The 19570-nt window shown below is 54.2% G+C and carries 23 protein-coding genes; 6 read left to right on the forward strand and 17 right to left on the reverse strand.

Translation table 11 applies throughout. The features are described 5' to 3' along the window. Positions 1 to 224: 224 nt before the first annotated feature. Positions 225 to 1583 (forward strand): DNA primase, encoded by a 1359-nt coding sequence (locus SJI00_RS20665; protein ID WP_322463534.1) that lies wholly within the window; start codon positions 225 to 227, stop codon positions 1581 to 1583. A gap of 296 nt (positions 1584 to 1879) precedes the next feature. Here the strand turns inward: SJI00_RS20665 and SJI00_RS20670 are convergent, their stop codons facing one another. Then, positions 1880 to 2749 carry a GNAT family N-acetyltransferase gene (locus SJI00_RS20670; RefSeq protein WP_322463535.1) on the reverse strand — a complete coding sequence of 290 codons (870 nt, stop codon included), beginning with the start codon at positions 2747 to 2749 and terminating at the stop codon, positions 1880 to 1882. Positions 2750 to 3505: 756 nt separating this feature from the next. Between SJI00_RS20670 and SJI00_RS20675 the strand changes: the two genes are divergently transcribed. From SJI00_RS20675 to SJI00_RS20690, 4 genes are all read left to right on the forward strand, one after another. Beyond that, a complete protein-coding gene (locus tag SJI00_RS20675) occupies positions 3506 to 3814 on the forward strand; it encodes a hypothetical protein (protein WP_322463536.1) in 309 nt (102 codons plus the stop codon). A 467-nt stretch (positions 3815 to 4281) separates the two neighbouring features. Further along, the gene (locus SJI00_RS20680; protein WP_322463537.1) at positions 4282 to 4707 is read left to right on the forward strand and encodes a LexA family protein; all 426 of its coding nucleotides are present in this window, start codon (positions 4282 to 4284) and stop codon (positions 4705 to 4707) included. Next, positions 4697 to 5977 carry a Y-family DNA polymerase gene (locus SJI00_RS20685; protein WP_322463538.1) on the forward strand — a complete coding sequence of 427 codons (1281 nt, stop codon included), beginning with the start codon at positions 4697 to 4699 and terminating at the stop codon, positions 5975 to 5977. Before SJI00_RS20680 ends, SJI00_RS20685 begins: the two co-directional genes overlap by 11 nt. A 607-nt stretch (positions 5978 to 6584) precedes the next feature. Continuing rightward, positions 6585 to 7004, forward strand: a complete 420-nt coding sequence (locus tag SJI00_RS20690; RefSeq protein ID WP_322463539.1) for a hypothetical protein — start codon at positions 6585 to 6587, stop codon at positions 7002 to 7004. Positions 7005 to 7497: 493 nt separating this feature from the next. Here SJI00_RS20690 and SJI00_RS20695 read toward each other — a convergent pair whose 3' ends face one another. From SJI00_RS20695 to SJI00_RS20765, 16 genes are all read right to left on the reverse strand, one after another. Next, positions 7498 to 8466 (reverse strand): hypothetical protein, encoded by a 969-nt coding sequence (locus tag SJI00_RS20695; RefSeq protein ID WP_322463540.1) that lies wholly within the window; start codon positions 8464 to 8466, stop codon positions 7498 to 7500. A 78-nt stretch (positions 8467 to 8544) separates the two neighbouring features. After that, positions 8545 to 8817 carry a hypothetical protein gene (locus SJI00_RS20700; protein ID WP_322463541.1) on the reverse strand — a complete coding sequence of 91 codons (273 nt, stop codon included), beginning with the start codon at positions 8815 to 8817 and terminating at the stop codon, positions 8545 to 8547. 150 nt (positions 8818 to 8967) lie between these two features. Next, a complete protein-coding gene (locus SJI00_RS20705) occupies positions 8968 to 9126 on the reverse strand; it encodes a hypothetical protein (protein WP_322463542.1) in 159 nt (52 codons plus the stop codon). A gap of 129 nt (positions 9127 to 9255) precedes the next feature. Then, a complete protein-coding gene (locus SJI00_RS20710; protein ID WP_322463543.1) occupies positions 9256 to 9522 on the reverse strand; it encodes a hypothetical protein in 267 nt (88 codons plus the stop codon). 331 nt (positions 9523 to 9853) lie between these two features. Continuing rightward, complete coding sequence (locus tag SJI00_RS20715; RefSeq protein ID WP_322463544.1) at positions 9854 to 10534, reverse strand: glyoxalase superfamily protein; 681 nt, start codon at positions 10532 to 10534, stop codon at positions 9854 to 9856. Between the two features lie 242 nt (positions 10535 to 10776). Then, positions 10777 to 11019: a hypothetical protein gene (locus SJI00_RS20720; protein ID WP_322463545.1), complete on the reverse strand. Its 243-nt coding sequence runs from the start codon at positions 11017 to 11019 to the stop codon at positions 10777 to 10779. Positions 11020 to 11267: 248 nt separating this feature from the next. After that, positions 11268 to 11465, reverse strand: coding sequence for a hypothetical protein (locus SJI00_RS20725; protein ID WP_322463546.1), 198 nt, complete (start codon positions 11463 to 11465; stop codon positions 11268 to 11270). A 38-nt stretch (positions 11466 to 11503) separates the two neighbouring features. Beyond that, a complete protein-coding gene (locus SJI00_RS20730) occupies positions 11504 to 11776 on the reverse strand; it encodes a helix-turn-helix domain-containing protein (protein WP_322463547.1) in 273 nt (90 codons plus the stop codon). 43 nt (positions 11777 to 11819) lie between these two features. Next, positions 11820 to 12266, reverse strand: a complete 447-nt coding sequence (gene radC / locus SJI00_RS20735; protein ID WP_322463548.1) for a RadC family protein — start codon at positions 12264 to 12266, stop codon at positions 11820 to 11822. Positions 12267 to 12367: 101 nt separating this feature from the next. Next, positions 12368 to 13150, reverse strand: a complete 783-nt coding sequence (locus SJI00_RS20740; RefSeq protein WP_322463549.1) for a DUF4942 domain-containing protein — start codon at positions 13148 to 13150, stop codon at positions 12368 to 12370. A 122-nt stretch (positions 13151 to 13272) separates the two neighbouring features. Next, on the reverse strand, positions 13273 to 13944 hold the full coding sequence (locus tag SJI00_RS20745) for a site-specific integrase (protein ID WP_322463550.1): 672 nt from the start codon (positions 13942 to 13944) through the stop codon (positions 13273 to 13275). Positions 13945 to 14088: 144 nt separating this feature from the next. Next, on the reverse strand, positions 14089 to 14382 hold the full coding sequence (locus tag SJI00_RS20750) for a hypothetical protein (RefSeq protein WP_322463551.1): 294 nt from the start codon (positions 14380 to 14382) through the stop codon (positions 14089 to 14091). A gap of 820 nt (positions 14383 to 15202) precedes the next feature. After that, the gene (locus SJI00_RS20755; RefSeq protein ID WP_322463552.1) at positions 15203 to 15856 is read right to left on the reverse strand and encodes a hypothetical protein; all 654 of its coding nucleotides are present in this window, start codon (positions 15854 to 15856) and stop codon (positions 15203 to 15205) included. Between the two features lie 285 nt (positions 15857 to 16141). Beyond that, on the reverse strand, positions 16142 to 16396 hold the full coding sequence (locus SJI00_RS22690; RefSeq protein WP_416221071.1) for a PapB/FocB family fimbrial expression transcriptional regulator: 255 nt from the start codon (positions 16394 to 16396) through the stop codon (positions 16142 to 16144). A 92-nt stretch (positions 16397 to 16488) separates the two neighbouring features. Next, a complete protein-coding gene (locus tag SJI00_RS20760; RefSeq protein WP_322463553.1) occupies positions 16489 to 16845 on the reverse strand; it encodes a hypothetical protein in 357 nt (118 codons plus the stop codon). A 108-nt stretch (positions 16846 to 16953) separates the two neighbouring features. Then, complete coding sequence (locus SJI00_RS20765; RefSeq protein WP_322463554.1) at positions 16954 to 18114, reverse strand: hypothetical protein; 1161 nt, start codon at positions 18112 to 18114, stop codon at positions 16954 to 16956. 826 nt (positions 18115 to 18940) lie between these two features. On the opposite strand from SJI00_RS20765, the gene SJI00_RS20770 reads away from it, so the two are divergent. After that, positions 18941 to 19561 carry a hypothetical protein gene (locus SJI00_RS20770; RefSeq protein ID WP_322463555.1) on the forward strand — a complete coding sequence of 207 codons (621 nt, stop codon included), beginning with the start codon at positions 18941 to 18943 and terminating at the stop codon, positions 19559 to 19561. Positions 19562 to 19570: the final 9 nt, after the last annotated feature.

The raw sequence follows: 19570 nt of genomic DNA on the forward strand, positions 1-19570 counted from the left end.
TGTCTCCCCCGCATTATTCAACCGCGTAGGCGTTTATGGATCTACAGCGACCCAAACAGACTTGCGGTACCACCAGATTTTAAGCAATCTATCGTAATATTGTACATTGCTAAGCGATTTAGCTATCCGCTTTTTCAACGGATAGGCCTGCTGGATAAGGCCTGCGACCGATCACAGCAGTCGCAGCTCATTGTGCTTTTCCTAATCAGTTCGGAGCCCGCCCCTTGGACAACACCACTGGCAAAGCAGCAGACCAAAGCCTTTTGGATACGGCGATGAAGGTAAGTCGTATCTATTTTCAGGGGCACATCAAGGCAGATGAACCGAAGGCCTACCTTGAGAAACGCAAGCTCTCCCCTACTGCTATCTACAAGTTCCAGCTGGGATATGCACCTGCAGCTCAAGACGGGCGCGGCCTTGTGGCGCATTTCAGCACCAATGCGGTTCGCTTCGCTGCTCGGGACGCCGGAGTGCTGAAACAGCTGGACAACAAACGTTTATTGGATTTCTTCAGGGGCCGATTGATGTTCCCTATCCGATCTCACGAAGGTGATCTGGTTGGCTTCGCTGGTCGCTTACTGGAAGAAAAGGAGGGTGCGCCGAAATACATGAACACCCCGGAGACCGAGATCTTCCACAAAGGATCGATCTTGTACGGCATGCACGAGAATGGAAGCGCCATCCGTGAATCTAGGGAGGCCGTTCTGGTTGAGGGGTACATGGATGTTATCGCCATGGCCGATCATGGCTTGGCCAACGGGTTGGCGCCAATGGGAACAGCACTGACACCTGTACAATTCGGCCTCATTCTCGACTCAGGAGTCCGCAAGCTGACGGTGTGCCTGGACGGTGACGCTGCTGGACAAAGAGCAGCAGAGCGGACGCTTGAGACGATCATGGAGCAGTACCACCCTGCCCTAGCCATCTTCATTGCTACCCTGCCAGACAACCATGACCCTGATTCATACATCAGGGATTTCGGGGTGGACAAGCTGCGGAGCGAGCTCAGTAAGGCTGAGCGCCTTGATGACTATATTCACAAAGTCTGCACCTCTGGGCACCGCGCCATCCCGAGTTTGGAGGACCAGGCCGAATATATCACCAAGATGCAGCCGTTCCTGACCCAGTCGAGCGGTGTGCTCTATAACGCGCTACTGCAGCGCACCCTGGATTACACCAAACTCCCTCGGAACGAACTTCTGCCACTGGTACCCGCGCCAGCGGAACAAGATAGCCAGATCAGTTGGGACAAAAACACCGCGCTCGCTGCCCGCTGGCTCGTGAACGACACAGATCTGCAGCAAGAAATTGCCGCGAAGCTGAGTGGTATCAAATTGAAATCGCTGGGACTGGATGAATTGTCCTCTCTGGCCAAGCAGTACTTGACAGGTGTGAACCCGACCGGCCTGCTGTTCCAATTCGCGAAGGCGCACGGCAGCTTATCGACGACTGAGATCACCGACCTTCGTAGCAACTGGCAGAGCTGGATGAAGCGGGCTACGGTAGAGGAAAGCTTGAAAATGCTGGACTCAAACCCTTTCAGCGCCTCAGCCAAGCATGCTATTCGGCATGCACTTCGCTAACAGCGGTGTTTTCAGATCAGCCTGAGGTGCCTCCAGTTTCGTCATCCAGATGTCGGCTTTCGCAATAGAAGCGAAATTTCAGAGAAGCTGCGACAAAAAGCCCGCAAGGGGCGGGCTGGTGGTGCAGCATGTTTTCCTACTTTGGAAGCGTAGCGTGGATAGTTCCGACCACGCAGGGAGCAGTGAAAGCCCCCCTGCTGCTTCCGAGTCGATTGCAAGCAACAGCTTCGCGGTTCCGTAGCTCATCCCGCTATTGGCAAGGCGGGCTGGTGATCGGCGAACGCTTTCCCATGAGCCTATACCTGGCCAGCAGGTAAAAACCTCAAGCGGGTTCCAATGCGTTTGTCGATCAGGCGCGCGGCTTGTGCCCAGACTGCTTTCTCAGTCTTGCCAGCGCAATCAATGCTTTCTACGCCTCGCAACTCAAAGCGACCCGATGCGTTCTGCTCGACTGTAGCGCCAGGGCGCCGATACAAGACTATCTCTTGCGCCCTCTCATCGATGAACTGCTGCGCTGTTCGCTTGAGCTCATCGACCAAGCGATCGAGCCTTTTTTCCGCCTCACGCAGCTTCCGCATCCCGTGCAGCTTGAACAACTTGTGTTGGATCATCTGTGCTTGAGGCGTATTGAATAGGGCCTCGGCAAAAACCGTTGTCATTTCTCCCATCGATGGATCTTGGCGGTTGTTCATAACGATCTGGGTGTCCCGCACCCCGATCACATGGAAGCCCATGCTTTCATAAACCGGGACTTTATCGATGAAACAGGTCAGTTCGATATGCGGGCTTTCGTTGGCCACAGCGCTGAGCATATCTGTCGCAATCCCCTTGCGACGGTGCTCAACGCCAACAGCCATGTAGGTCAACCCACATGCTGTGTGATCCTGCTTGACCGGTAGAAACAGTACGAACCCGACCACCACCTCCTGTGTGTCGTCAGCGTAAGCCACCACCAGCCGTATGGGAGCATCTGCTTCCATTTTTCCAATGCGCTTTATGTACAGCAAAATCTCTTCGGACAGCGTGTGCTGGTAGAGGGGGTAGATCAAATTCCCACTCGGGACACCCAGCATCGACAAATCAGTCAGATTTTCCTTTGTCATTTGAGCAATTTGATCTTGTACAGCAGGAGCAACGCTCCTGGCGTATGTGACGATTTTATGCATGTACCGTTATCTCCTTGAATCACTGTTCTCTATTCAGAGATTCCGTCAGTCATTGTCACATTACCCATAGCTGTTTCTCTGAGTTTACTCAACCACAAGGTGCTGCGGGAGGCCGCTGGATAATGGGCTCAACAAGGACTGCTGAGCAGCAGCGCAAGCTGTTAGGAAGTTCCCAGAGGCAGTCGCTCTTGATACTGACAGAACCTAGGACAGTCGCGTTAACCCCATCAGCTGCCGCAGGTATTTCGAAATCTGGAGCCGTCTATTCTAGGCTGCATCAGTCAGAGGGCTCATTTATTCAAAACCGACGCCAGACCTCGCTAGGCGTTTCGTCACGGATCTGTCGCTTGACATCAGCATCCGCCACCCACAGCGCATCGAGACGAACATGCGAAAGGTGAGATATCGCTCACGGGTTGTCCCTTCGAGGCCGCTAGCTGCCACCTAGGGCGCAGCTCGTGAGATATTGTGAGAGGCTGGTCCAGTGCCAGGCACCCTAGCATGCAGTACCCTTCGCGCCTAACGATGCTGAGGTACGGTTGACCCAAGACCTGCTCCATGCACCCCGCCAGCACCCCATTTTGGCCGCACGGGCTCCTAAACAGACGTCGAATCGACCGAAGACATCACTCCATCAAAGGGTAGCGCGTAATGCCCAGTAACATCACACGTCCGACCGTCCGTCGTGCGCTTGGCACCGTTGGCCGATAGGCGTAGCCGAACCAGATGTAAGATCAGTTACTTTAGGAGACTCACATGGCCAGCATTCGACCACTTTCTATCGCACTCGCCCTCAGCTTGGGTTTGGCGTCGGCTAGCAGCTTCGCCGCTACTACCAGCTCGTCCACCAGCACTCCTGCACCCAGCTCCGACACGAGTGTGAACGCCCACAACGGTTCGGCTAAGGACAGCTCAAAACCCAGCGCTACCACCGACGCGAGCAACGGCACGAGCAACGGCACCAACGCCAATGCGGCCGCCGAACCTGTTACTCCCGCGCCTAAGAACAACAATGGCGGCACCACTCCACTGCCAGGCACTGATACCACCGCGCCCAAGCAATGAGACCCAATCGACGTTGACCCGTGTTTACGGGTCACTGCGTTGCTTTCGCCTTGGACGGTTAGCCGACCGTACCCTGTGTTCATCTCGCTTGATCCAATTCTCACGTCTCCCTAGCAACGCTGCTCGCAGCGCTGACACGCGCTATCTTCACAGCCCAGTCGAAGCGCAGGTCTTATTGCGTACAGACATCATGTGGGGCTTGGCCGCATCCGATCCCCTGCCTTGGGAAGTGCAACATTCCAGCATCTCCGGATGGACCGCGAGCGGCGAAGTCAGATACGCAGCATATGCTACTCGCCGTCCAGAATTGCGCTGCAACTCATCACGACCGGTCACCGCCAGCAATATTCGTGTTTTCGAAAGCTATCCCTGCGATCAGCGCTTCGCGAGAACCATTTGTCCATCTCAGCCTATGCGACGACCGCAGCCTGGTTTACTGTATATGCAGACAGTAAAACCGGTGCCCTATGATCGTCACTCTTCTAAACCAGATTCAACCCTCACACCAGCTCGTTCAGGTCTTGTCCGGAGCAGCGTCAGGCGGGTTCCCAAGCCCCGCCGCTGACTACCACGAAGCGGCAATATCCTTGGATGAGCTGATGAATGTTAGGGCCCCGCACGTCTTTTTGGTGCGAGTTCAAGGCGACAGTATGCAGGACTCGGGTATTTTCCACGGCAGTCGAATTCTCGTCGATCGGGCAATTGAGCCTTGCCCTGGTCATATAGTTCTCGCATACGTCGACAACCAGCCGGTGGTCAAGCGGTTAATAAATCTGCCAACCGGACTTGCTTTAGAATCGGCAAACCCTGCATATGGCCCTATTGAGTTGACTGAGGACACATCGGTAGAAATATTTGGCACAGTGACTTGGATTGTGACTAATGCCCTCTGAACTTACGCCTATTTTTGCTCTTATAGATTGCAATAGCTTTTATACAAGCGTTGAGAAAATTTTCCGACCGGACTTGCGAGGTAGAGCAGTCGTCTGTCTGAGCAACTGCGATGGAGCAATCATAGCCCGCACGAACGAAGCTAAAGCACTTGGTATCAAAATGGGTGATCCCTATTTTAAAGTCCGGGCATTTCTAGAAGAACATAACGTCGCTGTTTTCAGCAGTAACTACAGCCTCTATGGTGAGATGTCCGCTAGATTCTACAAAGCTGTAGAATCAATAGCCGATAGAACCGAAAATTATAGTATTGATGAAGTGTTTGCATCACTAACAGGTATGCCCGAACCTGTTTCTGACATTGGCCGAGCTATTCAGGCCCGCGTGCTGCAGTGGACAGCTTTACCAGTGGGAGTGGGCATTGGCCACACTAAAACCCTTGCCAAGGCTGCCCAACATGCTTCGAAGGTCTGGCGCGAAAAGACAGGCGGTGTAGTTGACCTCCGCAGACCTGAAGCCGTGGAGTGGTTACTACGAAGGATGCCAGTTGATGAAGTCTGGGGCATAGGCCGCAGAATGCGAGAACACCTTGCTGAAGACGGCATAACTACCGCTTGGGAACTTTCGAAATCAAATCCACGAGTTATGGGGCGAAGATACAACCTTCTGCTGGAAAGAACCATTCGCGAGCTCAATGGTGAGTCCTGCTTGGACCTGGAACAGGCATCTGCATCTAAACAGTCGATTTGCTCCAGCAAGATGTTTGGAAAGCGCGTACAAACACTTTCTGGTCTGCGCGAAGCTGTGGCCACGTATGTCCACCGAGCAGCTGAAAAACTTCGCAGACAGGGCTCGCTGTGTGGGGCAATGCGCATCGGGATCCAGACATCGTTCCACGGAGACACGCCAAAGTACGCAAACGCAGCGTCGTGCGTGCTTGACTACCCTACTGACGACGTACGCCAGCTGACCAAACACGCGATGAGGGCTCTAGAGAAGATTCATAGGGAAGGCTATGCATACAGCAAAGCCGAGGTGCTGCTGATGGACTTGCGTCATAAAGGAGAGTTTACCCTAGACCTATTTGCCACGAATCAGTCGGAGCGTTCCGATGCGCTCATGAGGACCATGGATATTATAAACAATCGTTGGGGGCACGACTGCCTGCGCTCGGCTGTTGTTCCACGTACTCCAGATTGGGGAATGCGGCGAGCTCTGTTGAGCCCAAGCTACATGAGCAATTGGGATCAGCTTTTACAGGTTCAGTGCTGAAGCACCCTGCCGCCGATCGCCTTGATTGTGAAATGAATTCGCACGCTTATGAGAGCCGAAAATGACCGGCCTCAAAATCCGGGCAGGGATTTTTTCGACCGCGCCTCCAGGCTTTAGGGCAGATTTTCGAAAGCGTCTGAGCCTATTTCTTGGTCAGCCATTAATTAAGCGGGCGCCTTGCTATCCACCCTTTGGGGTCAGTATCGAAAGATGTCAGCTGTTTGTACTCGTGGAGGCAAACTGGCGTGTCACTGTAACAAAACCGTTTGTGATAGGCCGTCTCATAGGTAACACCAAGACAGATGGCATAGGTGAACATGAGCGGAAGCACACCAGCGTACGTCCCATCCGGCAGGCGTTTGGCACCGACAAAGCGTGCCTCTGGACCCCGCATCCATGCCGTGAACTCGTCCTGCAAGCCTGGGCCCTCAGGATTTAAAGTTTCTTGGACCGATTCCATAAGAAATTCCTAGAAGACTTAGATGCTGTTAGCGAGCATGGTTTTGACTACCTCGTCGCTTAGCTTGATGGGGCCGACCCACGCAGCGGCTTCATTTAGTCGCTTGACTGCGGCATTGAGTCGTTCGCGATTGATGGACACGGCTACGTGATTGCCGGACTGCTCGGCACGCTCCAGCGCAGCCAGTTCAGCACGGCGGGCGATTTCCAGCCCGAAAATGCGGTCAGTGATAATGGTCGACATAATTATTCAACTCGATCTTGGGGAATGAAAAGCGGCTCTCACCTACGGCCTCGGCTCAGCGCATGGCTAGGACTGGCGTATCGGGGGGCAGTCTTATCCGCGACCAATCTTGCAGTGGACGGGTATTACTTTGCGCAGGATCCGCTGGCCATCTTCGCTAATCAATGGCTCCTGCCCTTGCTCGACGGGTATATACACACCATGCCAAGGCGAGTCGATTTCAGCGGCACCCACTTCATAAGCAAACCCATTAAAGCAAATCTCGGCGCTGGTATCGGTGGTAAGTATTTTCAACTGAATTTGATGCTGCTTTATCTTTGCTGAACTACAACGGCGCCGACCACTATACCCACGCACATACCCAAGGCAGCCGCAGCAATGGTGCTCCAGCGAATCGCTAGAGTTGCTGGATGAGTGTTTGTCATCACATTAGATTCCATGGCCCGTCATCCTATCTACGCCACAGGAAGGCGTCGTTCGTTTCCCAGCCCAGCTGAAGCAATCGCGCACGATCAGCTGGATCGATTTCACCGAACTCCTCCTCCTGGGTCTCAAGTGTGCGGTAGACGCGACCACAGGAATACACTTCCATGTCAGGTTTGTACCGCTTGAGAATTTCAAGACCCTCTATCAGGCTATCTACTGCGTGCATTTCAGTTTATCTCTCATTATGCGAGTGCTAAGTCCAAGTAATGGTATTGCATAGATTTAATCAAGTACTGGTGGTGAGCAGCATTTTCCTATGTAAGGCTTTGTTTCGTAAATAGCTGCACCAGAGCACGCAACCATCCACCGGCAGGTTGTGAACCGCCAGTGGTCAGTCAGCCTCGATGGCGTAGCGGCACATGCCGCACAGCCGAGTCATATCGTCGTCGTTATCGATTTCCGACTCCAACGCCGCGCCACACTCGGCGCAAGCTGGGCCAGGACTGTCCTCAAGGCATAGAATGCATTCGAACTCTTCAGTCTGGTAGGTGAAATGTCCGCACGAGGAGCAATGCTCCAGTGGGGCTTCACCTCCCTTGGTTAAGGCGTAGTACAAATCAGCGAAATGGTAATTTGTCGCGATGTTTTCAGCTGCCTCGGCATAAGTGGCGCTACGGGCGCAACAGGTACATTCAAAGGCGATCTCCGATTCAGAGCTCACGAACGTGACGGGCTTGATAAGTGGGGATCTACAGGCAGGGCACTGCAATAAATCAGATGAGCTGCTTAGAAGCTCATGCCCCCAAGGCACCTGCTTATTAGCAGTTTGGCAGATCTTCAATTCGCGATTATAAAAAGCATCTTGGGCCGTCAGGAACTTCCAGAGGTCATCGCCTAGTAGCTCAATTGGGGTTCGGTCGAGATAGCGCGGCACGAACTGCTGGATCAGGTGGAACGAAGCGGCCATGGCTTCGGCTAGACCTGATGCAGGCAGCTTTGAATAGTAGTGCTCGACATCGTTACGCATTTTAGTGAGCTTTTGGAGAAGGCTCCAGTCGATGCCCTTTACTCCAAGGTTCTCAAGACGCTCTTGGATAGTTCGGACATCGACTGTTTGTCCTCCTTTACCGACCCAAACTGGATTGCCATCGGCATCTAGACCTGTAGTCACATGCTGTTTGAGCAACGCTTCTTTGGAGTCAGCAGGGCTCAGCTCCTGAAGCTTCACCTTGAACATCAACAGCAGCCCGGCAGAGAGGTTTCGGATCGCCGACAGAGCGCGGGTCTCGTCGGCTGGGATGGCTTTAAAGTCCTCAACGCCTAAGCGGATTGAGGACACAGCGTTGTCGAGCATTGTCACGATTCACTTCCTTATGGGCCAGCAGCAACAGATGTGAGTGTGGTGTACCTGGACGGCAGATCCGCCGCATTTTCCTCGTTACCTGGACAACCTGGCCAGTGCCCTGTCTCTGGCGTAAACCAGCACCGCGAATGCCAGCCAAAGGACGGCCACTACCGCTGCCCGCATGTTCAAGTCAGACGGCAGACCTCGGACCCAACTGACGAACAACATCATGGACGCTGAGCCAAGTCCAACGAACATGATCGCCTGCCAACTCCGGCTGGGCAGCCAGCGCCAATACCATCTGTTGGCTACGGCTAATCGCTCCGTCTCGATCTGCTCTTTACGCTGCTTGCGTGGGTTGCTCATGGCCGAATTCCGTGAATTTGGTGGGGTTTAGGGTTCGCAGCCGAAACACAGCTCGCCATGAATCGCCATTGCCGATACACCGGTGCCCTCCAAGCGCTCGCCCAGTGCGTAGAAATCGTCCGGGTGCCAGGTCGCGAGTTGGTCAGCACTTCAATACACGCCGCCACTGCTGGCCTCGTGCTGGACTGCCAGGCGCTCCGCCGTGCGGACGATGGTCGTGCGGTGCCGAGCGACAGGCGGTTGCGTGGCGCGGTCGCAGCACTGCTGCGCCAGGGCGTTCACGCTCAAGAGTTGGCTGTCACGCGTCATGTGGTGTTCCCTTCCTTCCAACACTAGATGTTGTGTTCGATCAACTGCTCAGTGCACCAGATTTTGTGTTGGGCCTCCTGCTGCCGCAGCCCAGCGTATAGCTGGGCTTGGGTGTATCTGGTCGATTTCCTATACGTCCTGAATGAGATTGCGTAGGCGCTCCAGCACAGCGCGAGCGAACCCCGGCGCGGCTGCTTTCGCGTCCTCGATGCTGGCAAACGCGCTGCCGATGTGGCCCAAGTATTCCAACTCGAAAGCCCCTGCATCGTCAGCGATGGCCACCATTTCCTGACCCGCAAAACGAGCAACCTGCATCACCTCCGAGTTATCTCCCCACCAAACCTGTTGCGACCGATTCAGAGGGAATACGTCTCCCTCTCTCACTTTGATTTGCATGCTGTTTTCCGTTATTGATTTGGGGCTTCAAAAGCGGTCTGGCCTTCAAATGCCTCTACGACTGCTGGAAGACCTTTCGCCCGGCGTTGGGCGTTTCGCTTGATTAGGTATAAATCCATGCAAAGAGCGCAACGTTCGCCGGGTGCAGTCAACCGAAATTCCTTTGCGCTTTTAACGTACTGAGCAGGAAGTTGGCTGTAGTGCCGACCATTGTGCGCACAGAGGGGCAAGGTATCTGCACCGTTTCCAGTCCCAACACGAACGTGCGTCTTCATCGTGGTTTTCCTTTAACTGAGAACGAGCGGCGTAACACCGCTCGATGCGCCTCTTGCTATCGTCTCGCAGTGATCGCCATCACCTGACCATTTTCAAGCAAGCGCTCCAGCAACAGCTCCCCCATGCCCTGCGCTTTCAACAAGGCCCGGAGCCGATCTACAGGCGATTTTGCATGTAGCGTCACAATCACTTTGGCACCGTCCAATACCATCGCGACAACCTCGAACGCAGCGTATGGATCTCGGAGTTCATCCACCACTACCAGTGTCTCGGTAATCTGACCAGAGCGGAGGATAGATTCCGCTCCAGGGATGTAGCGTGCGGAAACTCGTTCGGGATAGGAAAACTTCTTAAGCCCGACATGCAAGATATCGGTGGGCTTGTCACCATCTTGCTGTGCTATCAAATCTTCAACGATTGCCCGCGCAGTCGATGTTTTGCCTTGCCCCGTAACGCCCCAAACGACGATCAGTACACCCAAGCTGCTGGACGGAGCCAGCACCTGGTGAACACTGAGATTCGACTCTTCGTGTGCACCAATTTGGGTTACATCTTGTGTGCTCGATGGTTTGAAGGATGCACAGGCAGCGTCCCAAGTAGGGTAATTTTCTTCCCTGGCCACAAGCTCAAGAGCTTGCGAGTGGGTCACAGAGACGCGGAACATACTTTCTACAGCGTTGCGCAGGTTTTTAGCGCGGACCTTAAGAGCTTCTGAAGTCATTTTGCTGGTTTCCATGTTGAGCCAGGTTGACGCATTGCGTTGTCGGAGTCCTCATTCTCGATGCCTGGCAATGGTTGCCAACAAGCTTCGTCTATTCCCACATTCACCATACCGTTTCCGGCGAGGACGACAGGCTGTGGGCTGCCGTGTTGAAATGCTATTTGGGATGGCCTACGCATCCCGAATAGCACTTTTGCTCTAGGCCCCTCACCGGGGCCAGCGCATGTTTCATGGGGCGACGTTTTCCTAGGTTCGGTTTACTTGAGGCCCAACTGCTCGGCGCAAAACGCGCAGACCCAGCCGGCCGGCGTGCGCTTCCAGCCATAATTCACTGCATCTTCGTCTAGAATGCGCAGCGTCACCGCCACCGCCTCGCGGGTGTCCTTGGCCGTCATGCCCATCGGCCCGCTGTTGTCGAGCGATTCACAGCGGCGGATATGACTGCCCTCAGCCGACGGCTCGTTCATGTTCTCGCAACGGTATTCAATCCAGATGGCCACGGGGGCGGGTTCCTTGTCAGTCGCGTGGGTTGCTTGCAAGTACAAGCCGGGCGGACCTGATTTCGACAAGCATTCGCTTACAGATACGATCAAAGTCCGCTCGTTTTGCTGGCTTTGGCAGACGGTCTGGCACCCAGCCGTTGCGTCCCCAATGAAGCTCAAGCGGTTTCCTCTCCAAATAGAGAAGGATCGCCTGTTCGCCGCCCGAAAGATCGTGAGGTGCATCGATTGGATTCAATGGCGTTTTCCTATACAGCGCCGCTTTCGCGTGATGCCTGTGCCTTAGCAAGCCAGTTGACCGCCTGGGCCTTGAGCCAGTCAGCCATGACTTCACCTTCCACGGCCTCCAGCGGCTTGTTGGTCCAGTTCATACGCAAATGCTCCGAAGCCTCAAAAAGCGCCTCATAGCGAGCTTCCATCTGCGCAACAGTCAATCGCTTTGCCATGGGTTTTCCTCTAACAACTCACCTCGGTGAATTCGGGCTTACAGCGGGGCAAACATCCAGATCTGCCCAAGCCCAGCTTGCACACACAGCACACACCAGGACGCGTAATTGATAGGCTTTTCACCGAGCGTCCAGCGGCGCACAGTGCGACTATCCACGCCGATGCGCCGAGACAGTTCTTCCCCGCTCCAGTTGGCCATTTTCAGCGCGGCGCGCACCTCATCAGCGTTAGGTTCGGCCCAGTCTTTGCGAGCGCAAAGGCATTCAGGCCGAATGCTGACTTGCTCTCCGTAACTGCCTTTGGTTTCCATTGCATCACCTTGCGGTTGAGCCCCTTGCGGGGCTCGTAAAAAATTAGATCCAGCCCATTTCGGCAAACGATGTTGTTTCGCCGTGGCCAATGACGAAGTGATCCAGCAAACGAATCCCCACCAAATCCAGCGCATCTTTCAAGCGCGCCGTGATTTGACGGTCAGCGTGCGAAGGCGTCGAATCACCGCTCGGGTGATTGTGGCAAATGATCGCTGCCGAAGCATTGAGTGCAAGCCCAGCTTTCACCACTTCACGCGGGTAAACAGATGCTTGGTCGATGGTGCCGGTGAACATGCGAACGAACTGCAACACGCGATGCTTGGTGTCGAGGAACAACACCGCGAAAACCTCGCGCTGCTCCTGCTCCAGTTGAAGGCGCAGGTACGAGCGAACAGCTCCGGGCGACTGCAACGCCTCACCTTTGGTTTTCAGGTGGGCATCCAGAATAGCCAAGGCTTGCTGGATCACTTCAAGTTCAGATGCTTGCATTGCTTTCTCCTACGACCTGAGCGAAGTGCCCGGCCTTGAGACACATATTAGGGCTTTACGCCCTAATATGCAACAACTTTCAGGGCCTAATGCCCTATTTCTTATGCTGACCGCGCATCCGGCAAAGCTCCATCGGCGTAGAACTCAGCGATCTGCTCATTCACCTTTTCGAGCAAATCCAAGCGCTTGAACTCAAGGTGCAGATTGCCGTTACGGAACGCTTTAGCCCGGTAATACTCGCTTTCGAACACTTCCATCTGTTCAAACGCAACGGCCATGGCCGATTCCAACGAGCGGGGCTGAAACGGCTTTCCGTCTAGGGTAATAAACACACGGTCAAGGTCGTTGAGCTTGTCGGAGGCGTAACCGTGACTGATACGCAGGCCGCCACGCATGCCATATCCCTCTGAGATCATCGACGACATGATGATCTTGCGACCGATTCGAAAGGGCTCTTTCTCGTTGGTGCGGTAGTCGTCTGACAGGTAGCGGAACACGTTGAAGATGCCCCGACGAAACATCGGCTCGGCCTTGATGCGCAGGTCAATAAACGTCGCCCGAATGGTGCCCTCGGTAAACTCCGGCGGATTGGGCTCCAGACCCTTTTCAAACTCCTTGGCGGCTTCTGCGTCCATCAGTTGCTTGAACCCGGTTAGATCAAGAGCACGACGCCACATGCTGGCATCCAGCTCGCGGCGGATCTGCCCCGCGTCACCGTTGATGCGCGCGCTATACGGCATCAGCAGCGAGCCCATCGGTGCCAGCACCTCGCTGGCCTTGCGCATGATAGCGATTGAATCACCGATCAAGCGCAATGCGTCTTCGCGGGCTTGAAGCAGGTCGGTCAGGGTGGTGGGGATTGCAACGCTAGTGGACATGCTCATGAGGAATTCTCTGTTTCGACCTGGGCGACTTGCCCGGCCATGCGAACAATTATAGGGCATTGCGCCCTAATAATCAACATAAAATAGGGCTTTGCGCCCTATTCTAAAAATGCCTCGTATTGCTATAGCGCGACCGCAAATGCCCGCCGAATTGTTTCCTGGCACACGCTTAGATACGGCTTGCTATGGTCAAGGCAGGCATGGCCAAGAATGGTCTGCACCGTTTCAACATCACCGGTTGCCGCCAACACCTTTGCCGCCAGGGAGCGCCTGCCACTGTGCGACGATCCCTGCTTGATACCGGCCTGCCGGTAGAGCCTGGTGATGGTCTGTTGCAGCGCATCACAAGCCCGATAGACCTCCGGCCCACTGTCCAGATCCCGATGCTTGAATGCCAGCTCAAAAGCCTGCCCCTTATGCGTCATGACCAACTTTGAACCTGGGCGTAGGCCTCGATACTCATCGGCGCCTGAAAGCCCCCAGCAGCGCCGGGAACGCACATCAAACCACGCATCAAGTGCAGCAAGGCATCTGGCATGGGTCAGGTACACGTTACGCGGCCGGCAACCCTTAGTGATGTCTGCCCGCAAATACACCTCGGGCTTGATAGCCCCGCTCGGATACAACACGTCGGCCACCTCCAGCAAAGCCAGCTCGGTGACGCGGATACCGGTCGTATGAGTAAGCCAAAGCAACATCACATCGCGCTCTGGTAGTCGGCCAGTTACGGATGCAACGCGAATAAGGTGTTTGAATTGTCCAGGGCGTAGCGAAGTGGCACGGCGGGGAGTCATACGGGCTCTCTGTCAGGATTGCGCGGTAATCGCGATGAATCTGTAGAGAGTGGTCAGCGGACCTCCTGAATAGCTTACAGGCACGCCCGCTGTAGTGTTCACGGAAAATGCGAGAGCGCCGTCCGCAGGTGGAGCAAGGTGCATTTACTTGAGCCAATCTTTCCAGCCATCGTGATGCAGTATCGTATTGAAGGCACGTTCTACCGCCTCTGCACTTTGCGCCTTGATTGGCGCCAATTGCACTGTACAGGCACCAGACCCTGCGTCGATTTCTACCTCTTCAATCTCGGGCCGGTCGTTCCTGTGCCAGGCAGAATCATCAATGACGTAACCCTTTTGGGGTGGAATTTCGGACTCGATTTCTTTGGCCACATACTGGGAGACAAGGCCAGTCTCTTCCGAGTGGAAGTGAATACGGCGGACTGCGGTGTATTTCATTTGAAACCCTTTTATGGTCGGAAGGCGAGGCTCACATTGATCTCGCACAGGGACAATCATAGAGCGACCACGCCAGGTATGTCAGTGCTTAAAGAACGCGCTCAATCGTCCTGCCAATCGCACATCACAAAGATCGCGGAAAAGCGGCAGACACTCTCAACTATTAACGAAAAAACTAGGCCAGTCGCAAGAATTGCCATCCGCAGTCGCAGGGTTTTCGATAATCTGGAGACGCCTATTGAGGACTCTGCCCGTCAGGGCTGATTGATTACCAGTGCCCAGCGCGGCAAAGGGTGGAAGGATTCCGGGTCGTGCTCCATGCCGAGGGCCGCGCCAGCGAGCATCTAGTTCAAGCTGACCACTCCTGCCCCTACAGCTGATCGACCATTAGTACGCAGCGCGGCAAAGGCGTGGAATTCCGGGTTATGCTCGATGCCGACCACCGTGCCAGCGAGTACTTGATTCACGCTGGCCAGCCCCGCTCTTGCTGCTGACTGACTACCAGTGCCCAACACGGTAAAGGAGGAAGGTTTCCGGGCTATGCCCGATGCAGACCGCCATTCAGGCGAGTACCTGGTGATTGCTCGTCGAGCCGATGGTGGACAGGATGACATGTCGACCTGAATGCCTCGCATCTGCTTCAGTCACAGATCTTGATCGGACCTACCGCACCCTTGAAGATTAGACGTTTCAGATCATCATGAAAGCAAGACTTGCTTCCTGATTTGCAAACTGGGACGACTGCCACGCGCTTGCAATAGGCCATAAAAAAACCCCGCCAGTAGGACTAGACGGGGTTTAGGTGCTCAAAGGCAGAGTGTCATTCTGAGGCCAAAAGCAGTTCAGCAGGCAGAGCAACCTTGGAAATCAAAGCCAAATGGTATTGCTGATCCTCGCTTTCGGACCAAAGCTGATCATCAAGCTCGTTCAGCGCATCTTGGTTGGGTATGGGCTGTAGAAGAGCATTCATCATCTGGTAGTAGTAAACATGCAACCCATACGCCAAAGCGTTGGACATTTGACGCTGCCAGAAAAACTTGCCATCACCGGTCTGCTGGTTATCAGACAGGATGACATCGTACTTCTCTAGGATGTAGTTGAAGAACACCATCTTAGGCACGTCACGGAGCACGGCAGCATGCTGAGCATTCGGCGAACGCCAAACAAGATTCTGTGTGGCTGGACGGCAGTTTAAGTCAGAAATGATAGAGATCATCACCTTGTTATAATACGCGACCGATGAATCCACATCGTTAACCAAGGCGATCTCGAATTCATCACCATTTGGCCGCTTGCGATGATCCACGCGAATGAGCCGGTAGCCAGGAGCCATGATGCACTTTGCATCTGCACTGATATCCGTCACGTGCTCAGCGCCGCTCAGAGCAGCGTACAATTCGGCATTGTCAGCGGTTCGCATCAGGTGAGCGAAGGCTTCTCGAATGTCGGTTGTCTGTACCAAAAGTTTTGGCATGGTGATCACATGAGGTCAGAGGCACGAGAATGTCGTACGAAGAAACTACCAAAAACCCTGCGTTTCCACAAGCAAATACAGGGAAAACCGATGAACAGACTGCCCCGGAAGTGCTGATTGTACCGCTTCCGCTTTGTCCGTAAACCACACGCCCAACCATGCGCACAGCATGTAAAATCCGGCTTTAGCAAGCCCCGATGAGGTGGCCCACTGGCATGTCGTCACGAACGACTCGATCCGGCATGAATCAATTTTACCATATAAGGTAAATCATACGAAGGTTTTTTAACTGCTTTGGTAAAATACACTGAGGGCTACTGCTCGTTGATGCACTGCCCGGATCACGTCTAATCGACGGGATAATTGACTCATGTTCACGCGAAGCCTTGTCCAGGCCACGCAGGCGGCTACCCCGTCAACAAGATGCGCCCGCAGCGCCGCGATCAGCGCTGGGGCACGAATGGAAGTACCCTTCAGCTGCAGCTGAAAATGCCGTATTTCGACCATACCAGCTACTACCCCCGAATCAGTGTCCACCATACATTTTCGGCTTTTGGAGGAATACGCATAGCTTTACCCTATATGGTAAGTTCTCTGCCCTTAAGTAGCTATATCCTAGTCTCCGGAACTGTTCAGCTTTTTGAGCTCTTGATAACCGACTTAAGTTTGATCTTTCGACTGATGCTCGAACGTGTAAATTGCCGTTTTTTTACCGCCCTCAGTTCCTTGGGAACTACCCCGTCTTCCAGAGCCTGCTCGTAGGCTTCTAGATGTCCACGGTTAAAGCCTTTTCGATACCAAGACTGCCCAACTGCTTCAAACGCCTCAACCAGAGCACTGCGAAGTTTGATGCGCAACTTTGCGCTATAGTGGGGACTCAGTTCCTCTCCAGCAAGGATGTTCTCTATGTCTGTGAGCGTCTTTTTGATGGAAATAGCGGCGCTTGCGCCGCCATCATCATTTTCAACCTTGTTTTTAAGCTTACGCATTTTCTACCTACATTGCCCTAGCCCCCCGATTTTTAGGGACTGGGCACTCCAATGAATGGTCCTACACTAAGTTTTAGCATGGGACTCCAGCGTCAAGCGCGCTAGCCTTCACCCACCACTGGAACAGGGACCTGAGCCAGGCCCAGATTGCAGTTGCTGACCAGATCCCAGTCCAAGGCCACCACGGATGCGATCCAGCAATTCACCTAAAAACTTTGTGAGCTGCTTGAGCACTCCGTCCAAACGGTCATAGAGGGATCGATCGTCGACACTTAGCGCCTTGAGCAGCTTTTCGTTCTGCTCCTTGAAGTCACGAATAGGCTTCAAAATCTGGTTGTCGATGGCCTCCTCGTCACGGCATCTGAGGGCGGCCTTGCCAATGACAACTTCCGACAGGTTTCCAACCTTGTTGATCTGGTTAGACAGGCTAAACACCTGCTCCCGATTTTTTGGATCAGCTAAGAAATGCCTGAGCAGAGCGTCCTTAGCTTCCCTTCCCATTGAACCATGACTCATTGCTGACAAACCTGACTCGTTCAGGGCTGCCACAGTAGTCTTAGCTTGCTTCAGAGCGTCATGCAGATCCAGGGTGGCCCGCTGCTCACTGAAGTCAGCAACCTTGACGCTAACCCGATCACCGCCGAATGACAGCATCCGCTTCAAACCTGAAAGACCCTCAGAGCCAAAAAGCGATGACATCACGCTCGGAGAACGAACCTGTGAGCCGCCACCCGTATGCGGCAAGGAAAATGCTGATTGGCGGTTGGCAAGGTCAGCTGCATCAATTTTGGTCACCAGCCACATGTTGCGTGATGTCTGCATCCTCCTAGCGCCAATGACATTCCCATTATCGTCTAGCACGTCCAGGTCGACCTCAACCGCCTTCGCGCCCTCATAAGCGATATGAACAGGGTCCCCGACCTGGGTATCGCTCAAGCCCATAGCTCGCTCAAGATCAATCCCCCAAACCGTTTTATGACCTGTTGGGGTATCCAGAGTCACGTAATAGCTCATCTTTGCGCGAGGGTCATGATTGTACTTTGCTTGACCATGCTCAACCAACACCCCCTCGTAGCTACGAATTCCCGCCTTCTGAGAGTTCATCCCCCGCATGAACTCATGAACTAATGCGCGATCGCCGGGATGCTGGGCGGCGAATTGTGCAGTTGCAAGATCGGGCCGTGAATGTGAGGCGGCCTTCTTTCCAGCTTTGAACACTTCTTCAAGCATTTTGGAACGGAAAGGATCCGCTTCGGGAGACTGGGACATGACTGACTCCGTTGTGAATTATACGAAGGTAGATTCAAGACAGACCCCCTAACGGGGGGAAGGGAGATTGCGGCTGTTGTCGGCGGCCTGATCTACCTGCGGCCTGGTGTCCGCTTGGCGGCTCTGACTCGACGACAATTGGGTGCCCCCCCGCGAGAGCAACCCAGCGAGGCCGCTCATGCCAGATCTTCCTAAAAGGCTTGGCCCCTCAACTGGTGCAATTGCTGCTGGTGGGGGCATGCCGTGCTTTTCCCCTACCCCCGCATCGCGGGCCTGAGCTCTATTTGATTGCTGGAGCTCCGGATTCTGCAGGGAGGAAAGGTCCAGAGAAGCCCGCTGGCCGTTGTGAGTAAATGTCGGCATCTCCAATGCAGTACGTCGGACCTCAGATGCCGAGGGCAAATTAAATTGGACTGGAACACCCATATGAGTCAACGACGGCATCTCTGGTCGCATCCTTGGAGATTCCGGTGTAGGGGTGGGTTGACAGGGCGATACCACCGCACCTTGGTTACGCGTCATGGTGAATGTCACGGGCGTCTGATTGTGTAGGAAACTGAGCGCCGCAGGTCGCTCCGCAAGGGGGGCTGCACCGTGCTCCACAATCACTGCAGGGGCAGACTGATACCGAGATGGTTCCAGGTTTGCATACCGCCCTGGATGGGTGAAATTCATAGACGCAGGGCGTTCGCCAGACACGAATTTGCTGGCTAACTGATCCGTTGCGGCTGTTTCGTCCAATCCTAAGGCCATGCGCTGCTCCTGTTTTCAGTAAGAGGTTAATAACGTAGAGTATTACGATACATTTTTTTTCATGAGACGCACCATGGCCGATGATGCAAAGCGGGACAGCTTTCAACGCTACTCAGCCATACTGGAAGCGCGGGCGGCAGAGATGGGCGCAAAAGCGTTTCTACTCGGGGAAGAAGTCATCACCGCAGACGTTGCAGTCGATGAAGCGGGGCCGCTCACCTGGGCGCTGGTCATCCACGCGGACGTAATTGGTCGCCTCCTCGGGATATCACCAGTGGGGGCGAACATGTTGCCTTTCACCATGATCGAGGCCGAAAGCTCCCCGTACGGGAACCTCTGCGTGCTGCAGGAAGGTTCAATCCCGGAAAGCTTCGGCATCCAGATACTCGACGCTGCTTTGGAGCATTGCATCTGCACGGGTATGCGGGAGCTTGGATACACACCAGAAGAGTGGATGCAGCTACCTCACAACCAACAAGTCATATCCATTGAGCCCTACTTCAACGACCTGCAGAACCAATGGGTTACAGATGCATTGGAGTCCAACGACAAAGCGCAAATTGTGCTGAACCTCCCAAAACTGGTAACTCGCGACACTCTTCAACAGCTCATGCTCAGTGAGCGCATGACTTCTGGTGAAGCAACAGATAAGCCGACCCAAAGTCGTGCGATCACGTTTAGCTCAATGCGATAAGGAATCACA

Origin of the sequence: Pseudomonas gebzensis, assembly GCF_034427815.1 — a bacterium.
Lineage (GTDB): Bacteria > Pseudomonadota > Gammaproteobacteria > Pseudomonadales > Pseudomonadaceae > Aquipseudomonas.